General features: G+C 70.4%; 16 protein-coding genes. 10 read left to right on the top strand and 6 right to left on the bottom strand.

Features of this window, described 5'->3' with window-relative positions; all coding sequences use genetic code 11:
- The first annotated feature begins 68 nt into the window (after positions 1-68).
- Together ABZS54_RS07755 and ABZS54_RS07750 are read left to right on the top strand one after the other, a co-directional pair.
- Entirely contained in the window at positions 69-1,895 is a 1,827-nt protein-coding gene (locus ABZS54_RS07755) for an AAA family ATPase (protein WP_355532170.1), read from the top strand.
- A complete protein-coding gene (locus ABZS54_RS07750) occupies positions 1,892-3,169 on the top strand; it encodes a restriction endonuclease (protein WP_355532168.1) in 1,278 nt (425 codons plus the stop codon). Before ABZS54_RS07755 ends, ABZS54_RS07750 begins: the two co-directional genes overlap by 4 nt.
- Positions 3,170-3,275: 106 nt before the next feature.
- On the opposite strand, the gene ABZS54_RS07745 is transcribed toward ABZS54_RS07750, so the two are convergent.
- Positions 3,276-4,934: an N-6 DNA methylase gene (locus ABZS54_RS07745; RefSeq protein ID WP_355532166.1), complete on the bottom strand. Its 1,659-nt coding sequence runs from the start codon at positions 4,932-4,934 to the stop codon at positions 3,276-3,278.
- Positions 4,935-5,003: 69 nt separating this feature from the next.
- Positions 5,004-5,588 (bottom strand): hydrogenase maturation protease, encoded by a 585-nt coding sequence (locus tag ABZS54_RS07740; protein WP_355532164.1) that lies wholly within the window; start codon positions 5,586-5,588, stop codon positions 5,004-5,006.
- Positions 5,589-5,842: 254 nt separating this feature from the next.
- Here ABZS54_RS07740 and ABZS54_RS07735 point away from each other — a divergent pair, with 254 nt between their 5' ends.
- From ABZS54_RS07735 to ABZS54_RS07710, 6 genes are all read left to right on the top strand, one after another.
- Positions 5,843-7,006, top strand: a complete 1,164-nt coding sequence (locus ABZS54_RS07735) for a 4Fe-4S dicluster domain-containing protein (protein WP_355532162.1) — start codon at positions 5,843-5,845, stop codon at positions 7,004-7,006.
- On the top strand, positions 7,003-7,473 hold the full coding sequence (locus tag ABZS54_RS07730; protein WP_355532160.1) for a cyclic nucleotide-binding domain-containing protein: 471 nt from the start codon (positions 7,003-7,005) through the stop codon (positions 7,471-7,473). The genes ABZS54_RS07735 and ABZS54_RS07730 overlap by 4 nt, the downstream gene beginning before the upstream one ends.
- Entirely contained in the window at positions 7,470-8,303 is an 834-nt protein-coding gene (locus ABZS54_RS07725) for an FAD/NAD(P)-binding protein (protein ID WP_355532158.1), read from the top strand. Before ABZS54_RS07730 ends, ABZS54_RS07725 begins: the two co-directional genes overlap by 4 nt.
- A gap of 1 nt (position 8,304) precedes the next feature.
- On the top strand, positions 8,305-9,093 hold the full coding sequence (locus ABZS54_RS07720; RefSeq protein ID WP_355532156.1) for an oxidoreductase: 789 nt from the start codon (positions 8,305-8,307) through the stop codon (positions 9,091-9,093).
- Positions 9,090-10,547, top strand: coding sequence for a nickel-dependent hydrogenase large subunit (locus ABZS54_RS07715; protein WP_355532154.1), 1,458 nt, complete (start codon positions 9,090-9,092; stop codon positions 10,545-10,547). The genes ABZS54_RS07720 and ABZS54_RS07715 overlap by 4 nt, the downstream gene beginning before the upstream one ends.
- 589 nt (positions 10,548-11,136) lie before the next feature.
- A complete protein-coding gene (locus tag ABZS54_RS07710) occupies positions 11,137-12,612 on the top strand; it encodes an AAA family ATPase (protein WP_355532219.1) in 1,476 nt (491 codons plus the stop codon).
- 52 nt (positions 12,613-12,664) lie between these two features.
- Here the strand turns inward: ABZS54_RS07710 and ABZS54_RS07705 are convergent, their stop codons facing one another.
- Genes ABZS54_RS07705 through ABZS54_RS07695 form a run of 3 tightly spaced genes read right to left on the bottom strand, consistent with a single transcriptional unit; the run spans position 12,665 to position 15,265 of the window.
- Positions 12,665-13,444, bottom strand: a complete 780-nt coding sequence (locus tag ABZS54_RS07705) for an FAD:protein FMN transferase (RefSeq protein WP_355532152.1) — start codon at positions 13,442-13,444, stop codon at positions 12,665-12,667.
- Positions 13,437-13,883, bottom strand: a complete 447-nt coding sequence (locus ABZS54_RS07700) for an FMN-binding protein (protein ID WP_355532150.1) — start codon at positions 13,881-13,883, stop codon at positions 13,437-13,439. Before ABZS54_RS07700 ends, ABZS54_RS07705 begins: the two co-directional genes overlap by 8 nt.
- A 20-nt stretch (positions 13,884-13,903) precedes the next feature.
- Positions 13,904-15,265: a ferredoxin reductase family protein gene (locus ABZS54_RS07695; protein ID WP_355532148.1), complete on the bottom strand. Its 1,362-nt coding sequence runs from the start codon at positions 15,263-15,265 to the stop codon at positions 13,904-13,906.
- 157 nt (positions 15,266-15,422) lie between these two features.
- Between ABZS54_RS07695 and ABZS54_RS07690 the strand changes: the two genes are divergently transcribed.
- Together ABZS54_RS07690 and ABZS54_RS07685 are read left to right on the top strand one after the other, a co-directional pair.
- Entirely contained in the window at positions 15,423-16,157 is a 735-nt protein-coding gene (locus tag ABZS54_RS07690; protein ID WP_355532146.1) for a response regulator transcription factor, read from the top strand.
- Positions 16,154-17,581, top strand: coding sequence for a HAMP domain-containing sensor histidine kinase (locus ABZS54_RS07685; RefSeq protein WP_355532144.1), 1,428 nt, complete (start codon positions 16,154-16,156; stop codon positions 17,579-17,581). Before ABZS54_RS07690 ends, ABZS54_RS07685 begins: the two co-directional genes overlap by 4 nt.
- 175 nt (positions 17,582-17,756) lie before the next feature.
- Here ABZS54_RS07685 and ABZS54_RS07680 read toward each other — a convergent pair whose 3' ends face one another.
- Complete coding sequence (locus ABZS54_RS07680; RefSeq protein ID WP_355532142.1) at positions 17,757-18,167, bottom strand: arsenate reductase ArsC; 411 nt, start codon at positions 18,165-18,167, stop codon at positions 17,757-17,759.
- Between the last annotated feature and the right edge of the window lie 245 nt (positions 18,168-18,412).

Below are 18,412 nucleotides of genomic sequence, written 5' to 3'. Positions count from 1 at the left end.
TGAATTGACAGCGTCAACACATATGATCCAGGGGTCGCGCGGGTCTCGCCCACCCAGGAAGGTCACCCATGCCGCACCCCGAACACCTCCCCGGCACCCCCGAGTTCCACATCAGGCTTTCCGAGGACGGCGGCGAGGCGCGTGGGCATCTGCTCACGGAGTTCGGCGGGAATGGCACACACAGATTCCTCCTGCAGGAGGGTTCGACCGTGTCCGCCAAGACATGGCCCGGGCTCGGTGACCACGCCCGCCGGACCCGCGCGGATCTGCGCGCGAGCGGCGGGTTCGTCGACGGACCCGCCGATCCCGACCGGCCGCAGACGCCGCCGAGTTGGGTCGCGACCCGGGACATCACCTGCAACTCCTCGTCGGCTGCCGCCGCGCTGGTGTACGGCTACGACGCCTCCGGCCCGGAGTCCTGGCGCACCACCGCGGGCCACCCGCTCGCGGACTATCTGTCCACCGGCTGGCGCGCCCCGCACAAGGCATGGCTGGTGCGCGGCTCCAATGTCTCCGGGCACAATCTGGTGCGGCAGCTGTGGCTGAAGGAGGGCTTCGTCTCGCTCGCGGGCGCGCTCCTGCCGCGCCTGGAGGAGACCGATCCGACCAAGAGCGTGCTGCGCCGCTACGTGGAGGAGGGGTACGAGGGCGCGACCTCGTACCACCAGAAGCGGGGCCTCGTCGACGAACTGCACGCGTTCATGACGCAGATGCGCGTGGGCGACACCGTGGCCACGATCGACGACGGCGGGCTGCGTCTCGGGCGGATCACCGGCGCCGCCGTGCAGACCTCGTCTCCGGACGGGCTGTCCAATCTGCGCAGGACCGTCTCCTGGGTGCCGGGGAGCCACGCGTATGAACAACTGCCGGAGACCGTGCAGCAGAAACTGTCCGTCCAGCATGACGTCGTCGACCTGACCGGTGTCCTGGACGCCCTGGACGGGCTCGCCAGGCATACGGAGCGCACGGGCCCGCCGGCAACCGATGGCGCCGGTGGGTCCCCCGTCGCCGAACAGTCGACGCAGCGGGAACTGTCGCTGCCGGACATCACCGGGGCACTTGCCGAGACCCTCCTCGTCCACGACCGTGCCTGGCTGGACGAGATCCGTGAACTGCTCATCGACGAACAGCAGTTGGTGTTCTACGGCCCGCCGGGAACAGGAAAGACCTACCTGGCGCTGAAGCTGGCCGAGTACTTCGGCGGTGGCCGGGAACAGGTCAAGATCGTGCAGTTCCACCCGTCATACGCCTACGAGGACTTCTTCGAGGGATTCCGGCCCGTGGCGGATCCCGAGACGCGAGAGGTCGCCTTCCGCCTGACGGCGGGACCGCTGCGCGAACTCGCCGACCTCGCCTCCCGTGAGGGCAACCGGCACATCCCGTACTTCCTGATCATCGACGAGATCAACCGCGCCAATCTGGCGAAGGTCTTCGGCGAGCTGTACTTCCTGCTGGAGTACCGGACCAGGTCCGTCCGCCTCACCTACTCCGGGGACGACTTCGCGCTGCCGCCGAACCTGTTCGTGATCGGCACGATGAACACCGCCGACCGGTCGATCGCCTTGGTCGACGCCGCGATGCGGCGGCGTTTCGCATTCGTGGAACTGGCCCCGCGTACCGAGCCGACGGCCGGACTGCTCGCGCGCTGGCTGAAGCGCGAGCGCAAGGATTCGGAACCGGCACATCTCCTCGACACTCTCAACGCGCGCATCGACGACGCCGACTTCGCCATCGGCCCCTCGTACCTGATGAAGCCGGGTGTGTACCGCGACGGCGGCCTCGAACGGACCTGGCGCACCAAGATCCTGCCGCTGCTGGAGGAGTACCACTACGGCGAGGGCCTCGACGTGAGCGCCCGCTACGGTCTCGACGCGCTTCGCGAGCAGCACCCGTGACGACGCCCGAGACGACGTTGCGCGAGGTGAAGTTGCGCGAGGTGACGTTGCGCGAGTACGGGCCCGCCGTCTCCGTTCCCCTGGATCCCGAGACCGGACGCGCCCTCGCCGCCTCCGGCATCCTGCGGAGCGCGACCCCGGACCCCGGCCACCACGGGCACTGGCTGCTGCGAGCCGGCAGCCTGGTCGGCGCCGTGCGCACACCGGGCGGCCCGGTCGTACGGATCACGCCCAAGACCCCGGTGAGAAGGCTGTTCTTCCTTCTCGGATTCAGCCTGGACCCGGCACGTGCCTGGCGTGACAGCCGGGAGGGCACCGTCGACATCGGAGCGTACGACGACGTCGTCCCCGCGCTCGCGCACGCCGTGGAGCGGCAGATCGACGCGGCGCTGCGGCAGGGCGTCCTCCAGGGCTACCGGACGGTGGAGGAGTCCGCCCTCGTCGTGCGCGGGCGGCTGCGTGAGGCCGAGCAGATCCGACGGCACTTCGGCCGTACGCCGCCCGTCGAGATCAGCTACGACGCCTACACCGCCGACACGGCGGAGAACCGCATCCTGCGCGCCGCCGTCGAGCGGCTGCTGCGGCTGCCCGGCGTGCCCGGCCCGGTCCGGCGGCGTCTCGCCCGTCAGCGCGTACGTCTCGTCGACGCGCTGCCACTGGTCCGCGGGCAGGAACCACCACGCTGGCAGCCGTCGCGCCTGAACTCCCGCTACCGGCCCGCGCTGCGCCTGGCCGAGGCCGTCCTGCGCGGCGCCTCCCCGGAACACCGTCCGGCACTGCCCGAAGCACTCACCGTCGACGGCTTCCTGATCGACATGAACAAGCTGTTCGAGGACTTCGTCACGGTGGCCCTGCGCGAGGCCGTGCGGGAGCACGGTCTGACCGCGTCCCCCCAGGACCCCCACCACCTCGACACCGCGGGACTCGTCCGGATCCGGCCCGACCTCGTCGTCCGCACCCGCGACGGCCGTACTCCGCTCGCCGTCGTCGACGCCAAGTACAAGGTCGAGAAGACCGACGGGCGACTCAACGCCGACCTGTACCAGGCACTGGCCTACGCCACCGTGCTCGGTCTGCCCGAAGCGCACCTGGTGTACGCGGCCGGACGGCGGCCCGAGCACTTCCACGAGGTGCGCGGGACGACCGCGGGGCCGCACGGGCGGGGAGTGCGGCTGTACCGGCACAGCCTCGACCTCACCCACGAACCCGGGCAACTCCTGTCCGCTATACGCGAGATCGCCGGACGGCTGGGCCGCGCGGCACCACGTCCGTGACCCGGGACCACGGTCCGACCGGCTGTCCGACCGACCGTCCTGCAGGAGCACACGGGGCGGCGCCCCACACCCGCCGGTGTCCGGCGGCCGGTGTCCTCGCTACCGCTCACTCCCGGGGAGGGGCCAGTGCACCCGTGGCGAGGCCGTCACGGGCGACCTCGGCGAGCTGCCGACTCAACGCGTCCACCTCGCGCATCCCTTCCTCGAAGGCGGACAGGGCTCGGAAGGCAGAGCCGTATCGGCGCTGCTCGCCGATGCTCATGCGAGGGATACGCGAACCCCTGCTGTCGGCGCGATACGTCCCACTGGCACTTGTGGACCTGCGGGTGTTCATGGAGCTGTGCAGGAATCCCCGCAGATAGTCCGTATCGAGCTGTTCGTTGGCCGAGACCGGTTCCGGGCCGTCGTACCTGACGAGTCCGGCGCGCGCGAGATCCGCGACGCCGGTGGTGGCGCCGTCCAGCGAGCCCGCTCCGCCGCCCGCCTCAAGCTCGGGCAGGAGTGCGGCCAATCGGCGGATGTGGCCCTCCAGTTCCTTGCGCAGGGCGACGTACTCGCCGGGGTAGTCGCGGTCCCTGGACCGGAGATGGCTGCCGGGGGTCAGGTCGACGGTGTCGTCCAGCAGCTCGATCAGGGGCACGTCCGCGACCTGATCGGGGCGTGGCTCCAGGCTGCCGTCGGGGCTGTTGCCGGTCAGGTCGACCATGCGAACGGTGTGCTTCGCATCCGCGTTCGCGGCGTTCCCGGGACGCTGGAGACACCACAGATGAACAGGCAGGGCGTGCGAGGTCGCCGTCCCCGGCGGCAGCGCGATCACTTGGCGCACAATGCCCCGGCGAACGAGTTCCGCTCGGATGCGCCGACCCGCCTTGCGATAGGCGGCCGAGGCCGGCATGACCATGAGGACCTGACCGCCGGGCTCGGTGTGCGCATAGGCATGTTGGAGCCACGCGAGCTCCCCTTCGGCCTTGGACGGGGTACCGAGTTCCCACCGGGCGTCGAGCAACAGCTCGTCCCGCCCCCACTCGGTCACGCCCACCGGTGGGTCACAGACCACCAAATCCGCCTTGAGGCCCGGCCATTCGTCCGCGCGAAGGGAATCACCCGCCAGGATGCGCACGTCCGATCGACCCAGGAGATCGGCACGAAGCTGCGCGAAACGGGCGCTGTCGGCATCCATCTCCTGACCGCAGCAGCGCATCCCGACCTCGGAGGCGACGGACAGGAGCAGCGCCCCGATTCCGCAGGCGGGGTCGAACACCGTGCCGTCGGCCGGCAACTCGGGGGCGAAGTGGCGCACGGCCCGCACGACCCGCTCGGGAGTCACCTGGTCCGATCCCGCACGCCGAGCGGAGTCCATGAACCGGTCGGTCAGTCCATTCACGAGGTCGACGGGTGCTTCGGCTCGAACGAGCCCCCGTACATGGGTGGCGACGTCACCCGGGAGTTCCGACTCATCCGCTCCGGTCAGCGCTGCGGCCACCTCTGCCAGGCCCGCGACCATCCGGTCCCCGTACGCGGCTCGCATGGCCTGCCACAGTTCGACCTCGGGTGACACTCCCTGCCCTTTGCGCTGCCGGTCCAGCCACTCCTGGACCTCGGCGAGCGCATAGAGCGGACTGTTCGCGGCGCCTCCCGCCGGCGCGGGAAAGTCGTCGTAGCGCCGACGCCAGTTGGAGACAGCGGCCCGAGTGACCCCGGCCAGCCGCGCGATCTCGGAACCGGTGACAAGGGGTCCACCCGGCGAAGCACCGCTATCCGTCATCGCCACAGCGTACACGGCAGTTGATCTTGATCATGGATCATCTTCGTTGACGGTATAAACGTGCTGACGTCAATCACTGTGTGTACCTGGTCGACCCCGAGCCGGTGCACCCTCGGTTGGCCACCGACTTCGACCGGGGTTCTGATCGCGCTTTCCTTCCGGGGTGGCCGCCGCGCGCAGCGTGATCTCTTGCGCGATCCGCTCGGCGAGTGGCTCCACCGCGGCCGCGACCGGTGCCGACAGTCCCGTGCCCAGGCCGGTATCGGCTGCCTCGACGGCGTAGACGACCAAGTGGCGTGGCAGGCGTGCCAACACCCGGGAGAGTTCGACCGCGTCGCCGAGTCCCAACCCGTGCGTACTCGTGCTGCCGCCCACGTGGGAGAGTTGCTCACCGTTCCACTCCATGCGGCGCACGCGCCCGGGACACGGCGGGCAGCTTCTGGCCGCGTCCACCACGAGGGCGAGGTCGACACCCGACCACAGCGTGATCATTCGTGCGGGGTCGCCGTCGCACACGGCGAGCGTCGTCCCCTCCGGCAGCGGCTGTATCCCGGCTCGTTCCGCGAGTCGGGCCACGACGCCCCAGCCCACGCCGTCGTCGCGACGGTACTCGTTGCCGACCCCGATCACGGCGATCCGGAGTGCGGCTCCCATGTCGGCTCCTTCCTCGGGCGATCACAGGTTCGGTGTCGGCTTTGCCCGGATCCTCCGAATTCGAATCGCTTCGGTCCTCATCCCGCCGCGCGATGGATCCACGGACTCGACGCACGGTAGTGGGCCCGGCGAGGTCCATCCGAGGTAATGAAGAGGCCGGCTGGGCTAGCAGTGGAACCTGTCGGCACTTATCCGACCTAGAGTCCATATGCACAACGGCCGTGACTACCACATCGGCGTTAGGAGTTCGACGGATGACGGACGACGGTGGTGGCGCGGCGGTCATCGACGAGGGCGGCTTGGACGCGCTGATCGTGAGTCTCGCCGCGCGGGGTCGCACGGTCGTCGGGCCCACCGTGCGGGACGGCGCGATCGTTCTCGCCGAGATCTCCTCCGGCTCGGAGCTCCCCGCCGGCTGGGGGGTCGATCTGGAGGCAGGCCGCTATCGGTTGTCCGCCCGCGAGGATCGCGCCGTTTTCGCGCACAGTGCCGGCCCGCAGTCCTGGAAGACGTTCCTGCACCCGCCGCGTGTACGGGAATGGGCCGCCGATCGCGGTGCCGACGGTGGGATGGTGGTGACGAGGGAAGCAGCCCCTCCACCGTCGTACGCGTTCCTGGGCGTGCGTCCCTGCGATCTGCGGGCCATCGCGATCCAGGACCGCGTACTGACCGGTGGGCGCCACGCGGATCCGACCTACCGCGGGCGCCGGGAACGGGCCTTCCTGGTGGCGGTGGAATGCACCGACCCGGGTGCCACATGTTTCTGTGTCTCCATGGGGACCGGGCCCGCGGTGGGCCCCGGCTACGACCTGGCGCTGACCGAGGTGCTCGACGCCGACGGCCATCGTTTCCTCGTGCGCGCCGGCAGCGAGGAAGGAAGCGCGGTGTTGGCCGAATTGCCGCGCCGGCCGGCCGATGTCGCCACCCGAACGGCCGCCCACGCGCGCGTCGCCGACGCGGCGGATCACATGGGGCGTTCCATGCCGTTGGTGGACCTCCGGACGTTGATGCGGGACACACTGGACGCCGAGCGCTGGGACGACGTCGCGTCGCGCTGCCTGACCTGCGGCAACTGCACCATGGTCTGCCCGACGTGTTTCTGCACCACAACCGAGGACGTCACCGACCTCACCGGCGACCACGCCGAACGGTGGCATCGCTGGGAGTCCTGCTTCGACCGGGACTTCACCCACCTGGCGGGGGCAGGTCCGGTCCGGGACTCGCCGCACAGCCGATATCGACAATGGGCCACCCACAAACTCGGCACCTGGTTCGACCAGTTCGGCAGTTCCGGTTGTGTCGGCTGCGGACGTTGCATCGTCTGGTGCCCGGTCGGCATCGACATCACCGAGGAGGCTCACGCGCTGAGCCGCGAACGGGATACCCGCCGGGAAACGCCACGCGAGGAGTCGCGGTGACCGTCCTTCGCAACGGCTTCCTCGGGGCCCTGGGGGCAGGTCCGCGCGACCGACTGATCGCGATCGCCCGTGACGTCTCCTTCCCCGGCGCCACCCGCGTCTTCGAAGAGCACGGCCCGGCGGATCGATTCTGGGTCGTCCGCTCCGGACTGGTCGCGCTCGACATCCACGTCCCGGGTCGACGCGATGCCGTCGTGGAGACTCTGGGCGTGGACGAACTACTGGGATGGTCCTGGCTGTTCCAGCCGTACCGCTGGCACCTCGGCGCATACACCCGCGGCGCCGTCGTCGCGTACGAGTTCGACGCGGGCGAGGTTCGTGCCATGTGCGACGAGGATCCCACGTTCGGACTCGTGGTCAATCACTGCGTCGCCCAGGTGATCGCCCGGCGACTCAAGGCGACTCGCATTCGTCTGCTCGACCTCTACGGGGGCTCCGACGCCGCGAACACCCGGGGAAGGGCATGACAAGTCCGGCGGCGGGGGTGGCTACAGCGGCCGTGCCGGTACCGTATCGGGTGCTCGAACGCCGGATCGAAACGCCCGAGACGGCAACGATTACATTGGCACCCGTTCGCTCGCCCCTGGCGCCCTTCGTACCGGGGCAGTTCGCGATGGTCTACGCCTTCGGTGTCGGCGACATTCCGCTGTCGGTCTGCGGAATGGACGGACGACTTCTCCAGCACACCGTGCGCGTCGTCGGGGCCGTCTCCGGCGCGCTCCACGGAGTGCGCGTCGGCGACACCCTCGGGATACGCGGCCCCTTCGGCACCGGGTGGCAGTTGCCCGCCCCGACCGGCGGCGATCTGTTGGTCGTGGCCGGCGGGATCGGCTTGGCCCCCCTTCGGCCGCTCGTGGTCGACGCGATCGCCGCACCCGGCCGGTACGGACGCGTGAACCTCCTGATCGGGGCACGTACACCCGGCGACGTGCTGTACGTCGACCAGGCACGTACATGGCAGGCCGGCGCTCGCGTCCTGACCACCGTGGACTTCCCCGACCCACGTTGGCGGGACGACGTGGGACTGGTCACCACCCTGGTCGACCGGGCCGCGTTCGATCCGCGCACCGTGACGGCGTTCATCTGTGGCCCCGAGCCGATGATCAGGGCGACCGCACACGACCTCGTGCACCGTGGCGTCGATCCGGACCGGATCCAAGTCTCCCTCGAACGCACCATGCACTGCGGAAGCGGACACTGCGGGCACTGCCAACTCGGCCCCCTGCTGCTGTGCAGCGACGGTCCCGTCATCACCTGGACCCGTGCGCAGCCCCTCCTCATGATCCGAGAGTTGTGACATGCCCACCGATGCCCACCGGCCCCCGAAACTGGCGGTGTGGAAGTTCGCCTCCTGCGACGGCTGCCAGCTCACCCTGCTCGACTGCGAAGACGAGCTCCTCGGCATCGCCGAGAAATGGGAGATCTCGCACTTCCTGGAGGCATCCGGCGCGCCCGCGCCCGGCCCCTACGACCTGTCCCTGGTCGAGGGCTCGGTGACCACCCGGGAGGACGTCGACCGAATCCACCGGATCCGCGCCGATTCCCGGCACCTGGTGACCATCGGCGCCTGCGCGACCGCCGGCGGCATCCAGGCCCTGCGCAACTACGCGGACGTCGTCGAGTTCACCTCGGTGGTCTACGCCCGACCGGACTACATCGCGACACTCGCCACCTCGACCCCCATCAGCGCCCATGTTCCGGTCGACTTCGAACTGCGCGGCTGCCCCATCGACCGCGGCCAACTCGTCGAGGTCATCACCGGCTTCCTCGCCGGACGCAAACCCGACGTGCCCGCGCACAGCGTGTGCTTCGAGTGCAAACGACGTGGCACCGTCTGCGTGACCGTGGCTCGCGGCACTCCTTGCCTGGGCCCGGTCACCCACGCCGGCTGCGGAGCCCTCTGCCCCACTTTCGCACGTGGCTGCTACGGCTGTTTCGGCCCATCCGACTCGACCAACTTCACCGCCTTCGTCCCCCTCCTGCGACGCGACGGAATGGACACTCTCGACATCGTGCGGGTACTGCGCACCTTCAACACGGCCGCCGAGGAGTTCGACACGGCCGTCCCCCGGGAAGTCGAAGAGTGACCGGGCCCGCAACTCGGACGCTGAAAGTCGAGGCGCTCGGCCGCGTCGAAGGAGAGACCGCACTGCACCTGCGCATCGAGGACGGCAAGGTGGTCCGGGCCCGATTGGCGATCTACGAACCTCCACGCTTCTTCGAGGCGTTCCTGCGGGGACGCGCCCACACGGAACCACCCGACCTCACCTCCCGGGTGTGCGGGATCTGCCCGGTCGCCTATCAGCTGAGTGCCTGCCGCGCCATCGAAGACGCCTGTGGGGTAGTCGTGGGCGGACAGTTGGCCGGGCTGCGCCGCCTGCTCTATTGCGGCGAGTGGATCGAGAGCCAGACCCTGCACGTCCACCTTCTCCATGCCCCCGATTTCTTCGGCTGCGACAGCTTCGTCGAGCTCGCCCGCTTCCGACCCGCCGACGTCGAGCGCGGTCTTCGCCTCAAGCAGGCCGGCAACGCGATCCTCGAACTCCTCGGCGGTCGGGCGATCCACCCGATCAACGTGCGCCTCGGTGGTTTCCATCGCATCCCGACCCCCACCGAACTGCGCCCGCTGAGGGAACAGTTGCTACGCGCCCGCGACGATGCGGCGCAAACGGTGCGCTGGGTGGCGGGCTTCGACTTCCCCGACACCGTGTGCGACCACGACCTGCTCGCCCTGGCCGAAGCGGACACCTACGCCATCGAGTCCGGTACGCCAACCGTCATGACCGTAGGCGATCCCCTCCATTCGATCCCGGGAATCGACCGCGCGTCCTCCACCCGAAGTTTCGCGGTCAGTGAATTCGGCAGCCATGTCGTCGAGCACCAAGTGCCCTACTCCACCGGCCTCCACTCCCGGCTGGACGGACGCCGCCACCTGACCGGTTCGCTGGCGCGTTTCGCCATCAGCGGGAGACACCTCTCCCTCATCGCCCGTCAAGCCGCCCAGGACGCCGGACTCGGCGACCCCCTGGAGGGCGCGGTCTGCCTCAACCCTTTCCGCAGCATCATCGTGCGCGCCGTCGAGGTGCTCTACGCGGTCGACGAGGCGTTGCGCATCATCGACGGGTACGAACCTGCGACGAACCCGTACGTCGATGTGCCGTCGCGACAGGGCATCGGCCACGGGGCCACTGAGGCACCACGCGGCCTGCTCTACCATCGCTACTCCCTGGATACGCGGGGAACCGTCACCGACGCGACCCTGGTGCCCCCCACGGCACAAAATCAGGGCGCCATCGAAGAGGACCTGCGCCGCATCGTGCAGGAGCGGTTGCGAGACGGTGACGCCACGGACGCCGAGTTGACAAAACTGTGCGAACGGGCGATCCGCAATCATGATCCCTGTATTTCCTGCTCGACGCACTTCCTCGACCTCACCGTCGAGCGAACCGGCGACGCCCCTCGACACCCTGCGGACCGGCCTCGGCCGCCGCGGCGGGGAGGCGACTCGTCGAGCGGTGGGGTCGCCCGCACCTCGACATAGAACGCACTCCTCGTGTCGGATTCCGCGCCTACACGAGCCCTGCCACATCGGGGTCCGCGTGCGCCGCGAGAAATTTTGGGGTACTCCTCGAATGCGAATCGGTCGCGCTCGGCGTTCGGCGCGGATGGTCACCCATCAAGTACCCCTCAGGGTCTTCTGCGCGGCCGCCGCCGAGGGCACGGGAACGACACAGTCGGACAGGCGGACTCACCCACCGTCATTCCGGCTTCCTACGAGACGGAGGCAATGGCCATGAAGCCAGCCATCACCGTGGAGTTCGACGGCCCATCCCGGAACCTTGCCGCTGCCCGCAACGGCACCGACGAAGCCGAGCATCACAAGCGCACACAGCGCCTGCTGCGCGTGTGGCCCCCGCCGAAACCGGAGCCGACCCGGCACCGCCCCACCCCGGCATCACGTCCGGGTCCCCCGGCCGCCGTCGTCCGTCGCGCGCACCGCCCCGTCGCCGTCGTCCCCCATGACTGAGCCCAGCCCCCTCGGCGAGCCGGTGGTGTCAGGACATCAGGCCGACGCGTCCGTGCTCCGGACCGGCACCGATCTCGATGTCCCGCCGCTCCCGCGCGCCGAGGTGCGGGAGACGCATACCGCGGTCTTGTTCTTCGTCGGCGACCGCGCCTACAAGCTCAAGAAACGGGTCGATCTGGGGTTTTTGGACTACACCACCGAGACGGCACGGCGAGCCGCGTGTGAGCGGGAAGTCGCTCTCAACCGTCGCTTCGCCCCGGACGTCTACCTGGGCCTGGGAGAATTTCGCAGCCCGGACGCGGACGTGCCCGAACCCCTCGTGGTGATGCGTCGTATGCCGGCGGAGCGCCGCCTCTCCCGGCTCGTGAGTGAAGGCGCCGACGTCGACGGCATCCTGCGGGCTGTTGCCCGGATGCTCGCCGCCCGTCACGCGGACGCGGCCCGCAGCCCGGAGATCAACGAACAGGGCACGCGGGACGCCCTGTTGTCGCGCTGGGCACAGAGCTTCGCGCAAATCCGCGCGTCGGCCGACGACGGCGCCGTACCCGACGGCGTGGACGAGGTGGAGCGGTTGGTACGCCGCTATCTCGCCGGTCGCAGGCAGTTGTTCGACTCACGCATCGAGCAGGGACGGGTGGTCGACGGCCACGGTGACCTGCTCGCCGAGGACATCTTCTGCATGGACGACGGCCCCCGCGTCCTGGACTGTCTGGAATTCGACGACCGCCTTCGTTACGTCGACGGTCTCGACGACGCGGCCTTCCTCGCCATGGACCTGGAACAACTGGGTGCTCCAGAGGCCGCGGCGTTCTTCCTCGCCCGGTACAGCGAGTACTCCGGCGATCCCGCACCACCGTCCCTGTGGCACCACTATGTCGCCTACCGGGCGTTCGTCCGCGCCAAGGTCTCCCTGATCCAGGCACGACAAGGCGCGCCCGGCGCAGCGGCGGCGTCACGGCGGCTGGTCTCGACGACGCTGCGCCACCTGCACGCCTCCGTTGTCGGCCTGACCCTCGTCGGTGGGCTTCCGGGCAGCGGGAAGTCCACACTCTCGGGCGCGCTGGCCGATCGCCTGGGCGTCACGCTCCTCAGCAGCGACCGCCTCCGCAAAGAGATGGCAGGCATCCCAGCGGAGGAGTCCGCAGCCGCCGCCTACGGCGAAGGCCTGTATACGCCCGAGCGGACCGCCACGACCTACGCGGCCCTGCTCGACCGCGCGTCCGCCCTGTTGTCCCGTGGCGAGTCCGTTGTCCTGGATGCCACTTGGTCCCACGCGGGACAGCGCGAAGCCGCGGTGCGGATGGCCGAACGCACCCACGCCGACTTGGTGTCCCTGCACTGTCGGGCTCCGGACGACGTGTCGGCGGCTCGCCTGACCACCCGCGCGCCCGGGGCGTCCGACGCCGACCTCGACGTGGCCGCCGGCATGGCGGCCGCAGAACCGCCGTGGACAGAGGCCGTTGGGATCGACACCGGCGGGAGCCTGGAGGCTGCGGTCGTCCAGGCGATGGCGGCCGTACGCCCGCACGTCACCGGCCACGCCTCGGTCTTCCGCCGCTCCCACATGGAGCCGGACTGATCGGTTCGCCCGCGTTCGGGCGCCGGGCTCGCGCCGCCACGCGCGGATGGGACTACGTCCCGATGCGTGGGTCGCGGGGGAACCCTGTTGTGGACCAGCAGAGTTCGGCGGAGGTGACCACGAACGCCTCGTAACCGGTGAGGCGTTCGATCCAGGGGCGTGCGGTGTGACCCATCGCGAAGGCGGCGGTCGCGTAGGCGTCGACCCGGGTCAGGCTGGGGCCGGTCATGGTCAGGGAGAGGAGTGTGGTGGCGGGTTCGCCGGTGTGCGGGTCGAGGATGTGGGGGCCGCGTTCGGCCGTGCCGGAGGTGGCGATGGCCAGGTCGCGGCCGGTGACGACGGCGCACAACTCGCCCGGGTGCAGCGGGTGGGCGATGCCGACGTTCCATGGCGTGCCGGGTTCGGGTTCGCCGCGCAGGCGTATGTCGCCGCCGCCGTTGACGTAGGTGTTGTGGGCGCCGGCGTCGGCCAGGATGTGCGAGGCGTGTTCGATGGACCAGCCCTTGACCAGGCCGGACGGGTCGAGGGTGCCGCCGGCGTGGGGGTCGAACCAGCCGCCGCTGAGGTCGTTCGTCTCGGCGCACAGATCCAGGACGTGGGCGACTTCGGGTGGGCAGTCGGCGAGTGTGGTCTCGCCGCGGCCGAGGCGGCTGATCGGGCTGTGCGGGCGATAGGTGGAGAAGACCGCGTCCACGTGGTGCAGCCAGGCGACGGCTTGGCGCAGGGCGTGGCGGATGTGCGGGGTGGGGGTGTCGCGGATGTCGAAGGAGAAGACCGTGCCCATCACGTGTTCGACGTGGTGCAGGGGTGTGGGATTCCGGTGTTCAGCCATGGGCCTGGTCCAATGCGCTTTGGAGGGAATCGATGTAGCCGCGGCTGGTGTAGGTGGCGCCGGAGACGGTGTGGATGGTCGCGCTCTGCGCGGCCAGGGCCTCCTGGGTCAGGCGGGGGACGGCTCGGGCGGCGATCCGGCGGTCGCGGTCGTTGTCGGAGGGGGTCTGGAGGACTTGGACGCCGGTGAGTTTGCCCTCGGCCAGGGTGATGGCGACTTGCACGGGCCCGTAGCGGGTGTCGATGGTGTCGCCGGTGAAGGTTCCGCTGCGGGCGCCCGCTATGGCTTGCGGGCCGGGTGGGGCGCTCGTGCCGCCGGAGGTCGAGGTCGGTGTGCCGGGAGGGGACGCGGTGGGGCCGGGGTCCTGGTGGGGTTTGACCGTCAGGAGCAGGATGACGCCGGCGACGGTCGAGACGGTGGCGAGGGCTGCGCGGTGCACGGACGGCTCCCTGATGTGGGTCAGAACGCGAAGGACTCGTGGTGGATGCGGCGGCGCGGTACGCCCGCCGCGCGCAGGGCGCGGATCGCGGCGTCCGTCATCGGGGGCGGCCCGCACAGGTACACGTCGTGGGCCGCGAGGTCGGGGACCAGAGTGGACAGCGCCTGCGCGGTGAGCGGCGAGGAGTACTCGGCGGGTTGGTCCACGATGTAGTGCACTTTCGCCCGGCGGGCGAGGGCGATCGCGTCCAACTCGGCGCGCAGTGCGAGGTCCTGCGGGCGCCGGGCCCGGTAGACGAGCGTGACCTGGCCGGGCAGCGTCTCGAACAGCGTCCGCAATGGGGTGATCCCGACGCCGCCGGCGAGCAGCAGGACCTTGGGCGCGGTACGCCGGGCCGCGCTGAACGCGCCGTACGGGCCCTCCGCCCACACCCGCGTGCCCAGGGGCAGGCGAGCCAGGGCCGCGCTGTGCGCCCCGGCGGACTTGACGGTGATGCGCAGGTGGCGCGGATCGGCGGGCGCGGACAGCGAGTACGGGTTGGCGGCCCACCACAAGCCCCGGGTCAGGAACCTCCAGCGCAGGAACTGCCCCGGCTCGCCCGCGAGTTCGTCCAGGTGATGCCCGGTCATGTACACCGACACGACGCCGGGCGACTCGGGATGCAGGGCCACGACCCGAAGCCGGTGCCGCAGCGCGCGGCGTACGGGCGCGAGGAAGCGAAACCACGCCACCAGGAGCGCCACGCCGACGTACAGGGTGTACCAGGCGGCCTGCGCGGCCGGGTTCCCGACGAAGTCGGCACCGTTGGCGAGCACGTGGCCGAAGGCCAGGAAGATCGCGAGGTAGGTGGCGAAGTGCAGGTAGTGCCACGTCTCGTAGGACAGTCTGCGCCGGGCCGCGCGGGCGGAGAGGATCCCGGTGCCCAGGAGCAGCAGGAACCCGCCGGTGGCCTTGAGCATCTCGGGGTAGTCGAAGACCAGCGTCGTGCTCTGGTGCACGATGTCGGTGTGTGCGGCGAGCGAGTAGCCGACGATGATCAGCAGGGTGTGTGCGAGGGCGAGGCAGACCGTGTATCGGCCGCCCATCGCGTGCCAACGCGCCAGCCGGTCCGAGCCGACGTTGTGGTCGAGCAGCGGGATGCGGGCCATCAGGACGAGCAGGACCGCGCACGCGTAGCCGGCCAGCAGTCCGGTGATGCGCCCGGCGTCGGTGAGCCAGTCGGCCGGGCCCACCACGGCGGGGGTGTCGGCCCACCACAGTGCCACCACGGCGACGGCTCCGGCTGCGATCAGCGTCCGGGCCGCGGCGGGCACGACGCGGCGCAGTCGATGTCGCTGCCCGGCGTGCGTGATCGGCGGGCTCTCGTACAGCGTGCCGGTCATGACGGGCTCCTCTCGCGCGGTTCGTCCGCGAGCCGCCAGCGTCGCAACGCAACCTTTGAAAACTCTCTCAACGACGGGTTCGGCCGCGGATTCAGAGGAAACTCAGAGGCGCGTCACAGGCCGCGACCCGGGTGCGACACGCGATGCTGGAGGCGACATGGACAACCCCAGTGCTTCTTCCCACCTGCGACGACCCGACGGCGGGTCGGTGCGGGTCCTGGTCGTGGACGACGAACCCGATCTGACCGACGTCCTTTCGGGGGCGCTGCGCTACGAGGGCTGGGAGGTGCGCACCGCCGCCGACGGGGCGGGTGCTCTCGCGCTCGCTCGCGACTTCCGCCCCGACGCGGTGGTCCTGGACTGGATGCTGCCCGACACCGACGGGCTCGCGCTCCTGCGGGGGATCCGCGCGGAGCTGGAGCGGGTGTGCGTGCTGTTCCTGACCGCGCGTGACGCCGTCGAGGACCGTATCGCCGGGATCACCGCCGGCGGCGACGACTATGTGACCAAGCCCTTCAGTCTCGAAGAGGTCCTCGCCCGGTTGCGCGGACTCCTGCGGCGCGCCGGCATGGCGCGCGACGCCGGCGAGAATCGTCTCGTCGTCGGCGACCTGGTGATGGACGAGGACGCGCGGGAGGTCTCGCGCGCCGGGACCGCGATCGACCTGTCACGAACCGAGTTCGAGCTGCTGCGCTATCTGATGCGCAATCCGCGCCGGGTGTTGTCCAAGGCCCGGATCCTCGACCACGTGTGGTCCTACGACTTCGGCGGCCGGGCACACGTCGTCGAGCTGTACATCAGCTACCTGCGCAAGAAGGTCGACGCCGGCCGCGTCCCGCTCATCCACACCGTGCGCGGCGTGGGATACGTCCTCAAGCCGGAAGCACCGTGAGCAGGCCGCGCCTGCCGCGCACGCTGCGGGTCCGCCTCACGGCCGGACTCGTCGTGCTCCTGGCCCTGGCGTGCGCGGCGGTGGGGGTGGGTACCGTTCTGGCCCTGGAGGGGTTCCTGATCGAGCGGCTCGACCAGCAACTGGTCCAGTCCGGGGGCCGGTTCCCGGCCAGCCTCGAACACGAGGGTCGCCCCGACGACGACAACCGACCCGACACCCGCGGCCAGGCCGACGGCACCCTCGGCGCCCGCCTCCTCGACGGACACACCACCGACGCGGCCGTCGTGCACCGGGACACCGACCGCCGCCTCACCCTCACCAACGACGACGCCCACGACCTCGCGGGCGTGCCCGTCGACGGACGAGGCCACGACATCCACATCACCGGCCTGGGCACGTATCGGGTCGTGGCCGTCCGCGGCGACGACGGCGACGTCCTGATCACCGGCCTGCCCCTGCACCCGATCGAGGAGACCGTCCACCGCCTCGAAGCCGTCGAAACGCTCGTCTTCGGCGCCGCCCTTCTTGTCACCGGCGCCGCCGCCGCGTACTGGGTGCGGCTTTCCCTGCGCCCGCTGGACAGGGTCGTCGACACCGCGACTCGCGTCGCGGAACTCCCCCTGGCGGGCGGCGAGGTCGCGATGCCCGAACCGCTGCCCGACACCGACCCCCACACCGAAGTCGGCCGCGTCGGCGCTGCGTTGAACCGCATGCTCGGCCACATCGGCGATGCCCTCACCCGCCGCCAGGCCGTCGAAGAGCGCCTGCGCAACTTCGCTGCCGACGCCGGCCACGAACTGCGCACCCCCGTCGCCACCCTCCGCGGCCACGCCGAACTCGCCCTGCGCCACCCAGGGCCCATCCCACCCGAGATCCGCCACGCCCTGGAGCGCATGCAATCCGAGTCACTGCGCATGAGCACCCTGGTCGAGGACCTGCTCCTGCTCGCCCGTCTGGACGCCGGCCGCCCCCTCGTCCACGAACCGGTCGACCTGACCCGGCTGGTCCTGGATGCCACCGGCGACGCCCGGGCGTCCGGACCCGACCACCGTTGGATCCTCGACCTCCCGGAGGAGCCGATCACCGTCACCGGCGACGAACACCGTCTCCACCAGGTGGTCGCCAACCTCCTCGCCAACGCCCGCACCCACACCCCGCCCGGCACCGACGTCACCGTCCGGCTCGAATCCGGCGCCGCGCACGTGGTGTTCACCGTCACCGACAACGGCCCCGGCGTCCCCGAACCGATCCGCCGCGACGTGTTCGACCGCTTCGTCCGCGCCGACACCGGCCGCTCGCGCACCGCCGGCAACACCGGACTGGGCCTGGCCATCGTCAAGGCCGTCGTCACCGCCCACCACGGCACCGTCACCCTGACCCAGCACCCCGACCACACCGAATTCCGGGTCGAACTCCCCCGATGACCCCGGGATCCATCACCGGCCAGGCTCGCGGCCGGAGTCGGCCCCGCGTCGACTCGACACCCGCCCCGCGTGCGCGGGCGGCGCGTCGCCTGTCGGACATCGGCGCGTCCGGGGGAAGAGAAGGTCGGGCGAGGCGACACCGCCGACACGGCGTCCCCCGAAGGTCCCGAGCCCTTTAGTCTCGCTCACTGGTGAGTTCGCCCACCAGGACGCGGATGCGCTTCTCGATCTCGTCGCGGATCGGCCGCACCGCCTCGACGCCCCGGCCGGCCGGGTCCTCCAGGGCCCAGTCCAGGTAGCGCTTGCCGGGGAAGATCGGGCACGCGTCGCCGCAACCCATGGTGATGACGACGTCGGAGGCTTGAACGGCCTCGGTGGTGAGGACCTTCGGGGTCGCGTGGGAGATGTCGATACCCACTTCGTTCATCGCCTCTACCGCCGCCGGGTTGACCCGGTCGCCCGGGATCGATCCGGCGGAGCGGACCTCGATGCGGCCGCCGCCGAAGTGTTCGAGGAAGCCTGCGGCCATCTGGGAGCGGCCGGCGTTGTGGACGCAGACGAACAGTACGGAAGGCTTTTCGGACATGGTGCGAGTCCTTTCGGTCCAGAGGCGACGGAGAAGTGTTATCCGCGAGGTGCCGGGGCGGCCGTGCGCGGGTCGGTGAACAGTGCGGTAAGGCAGATTTCGTCGCGGATGCCGCGCACGGTCTCGGCCAGGCCACCGCCGGGATCGGCGACGCGCCAGTCCGCGTGGCGACGCCCCCGGCCGGGAGCAGCGTGTCGAGGCAGCCCGGGCTGAACGCGACATCCGCGACGGCGTGCCCGCGGCGA

The sequence above is a fragment of the Embleya sp. NPDC005575 genome, assembly GCF_040605455.1.
Taxonomy (GTDB): Bacteria; Actinomycetota; Actinomycetes; order Streptomycetales; family Streptomycetaceae; genus Embleya.
The sequence above is the reverse complement of the archived record's forward strand: the minus strand, read 5'-3'. Positions and strand labels throughout refer to the sequence as shown.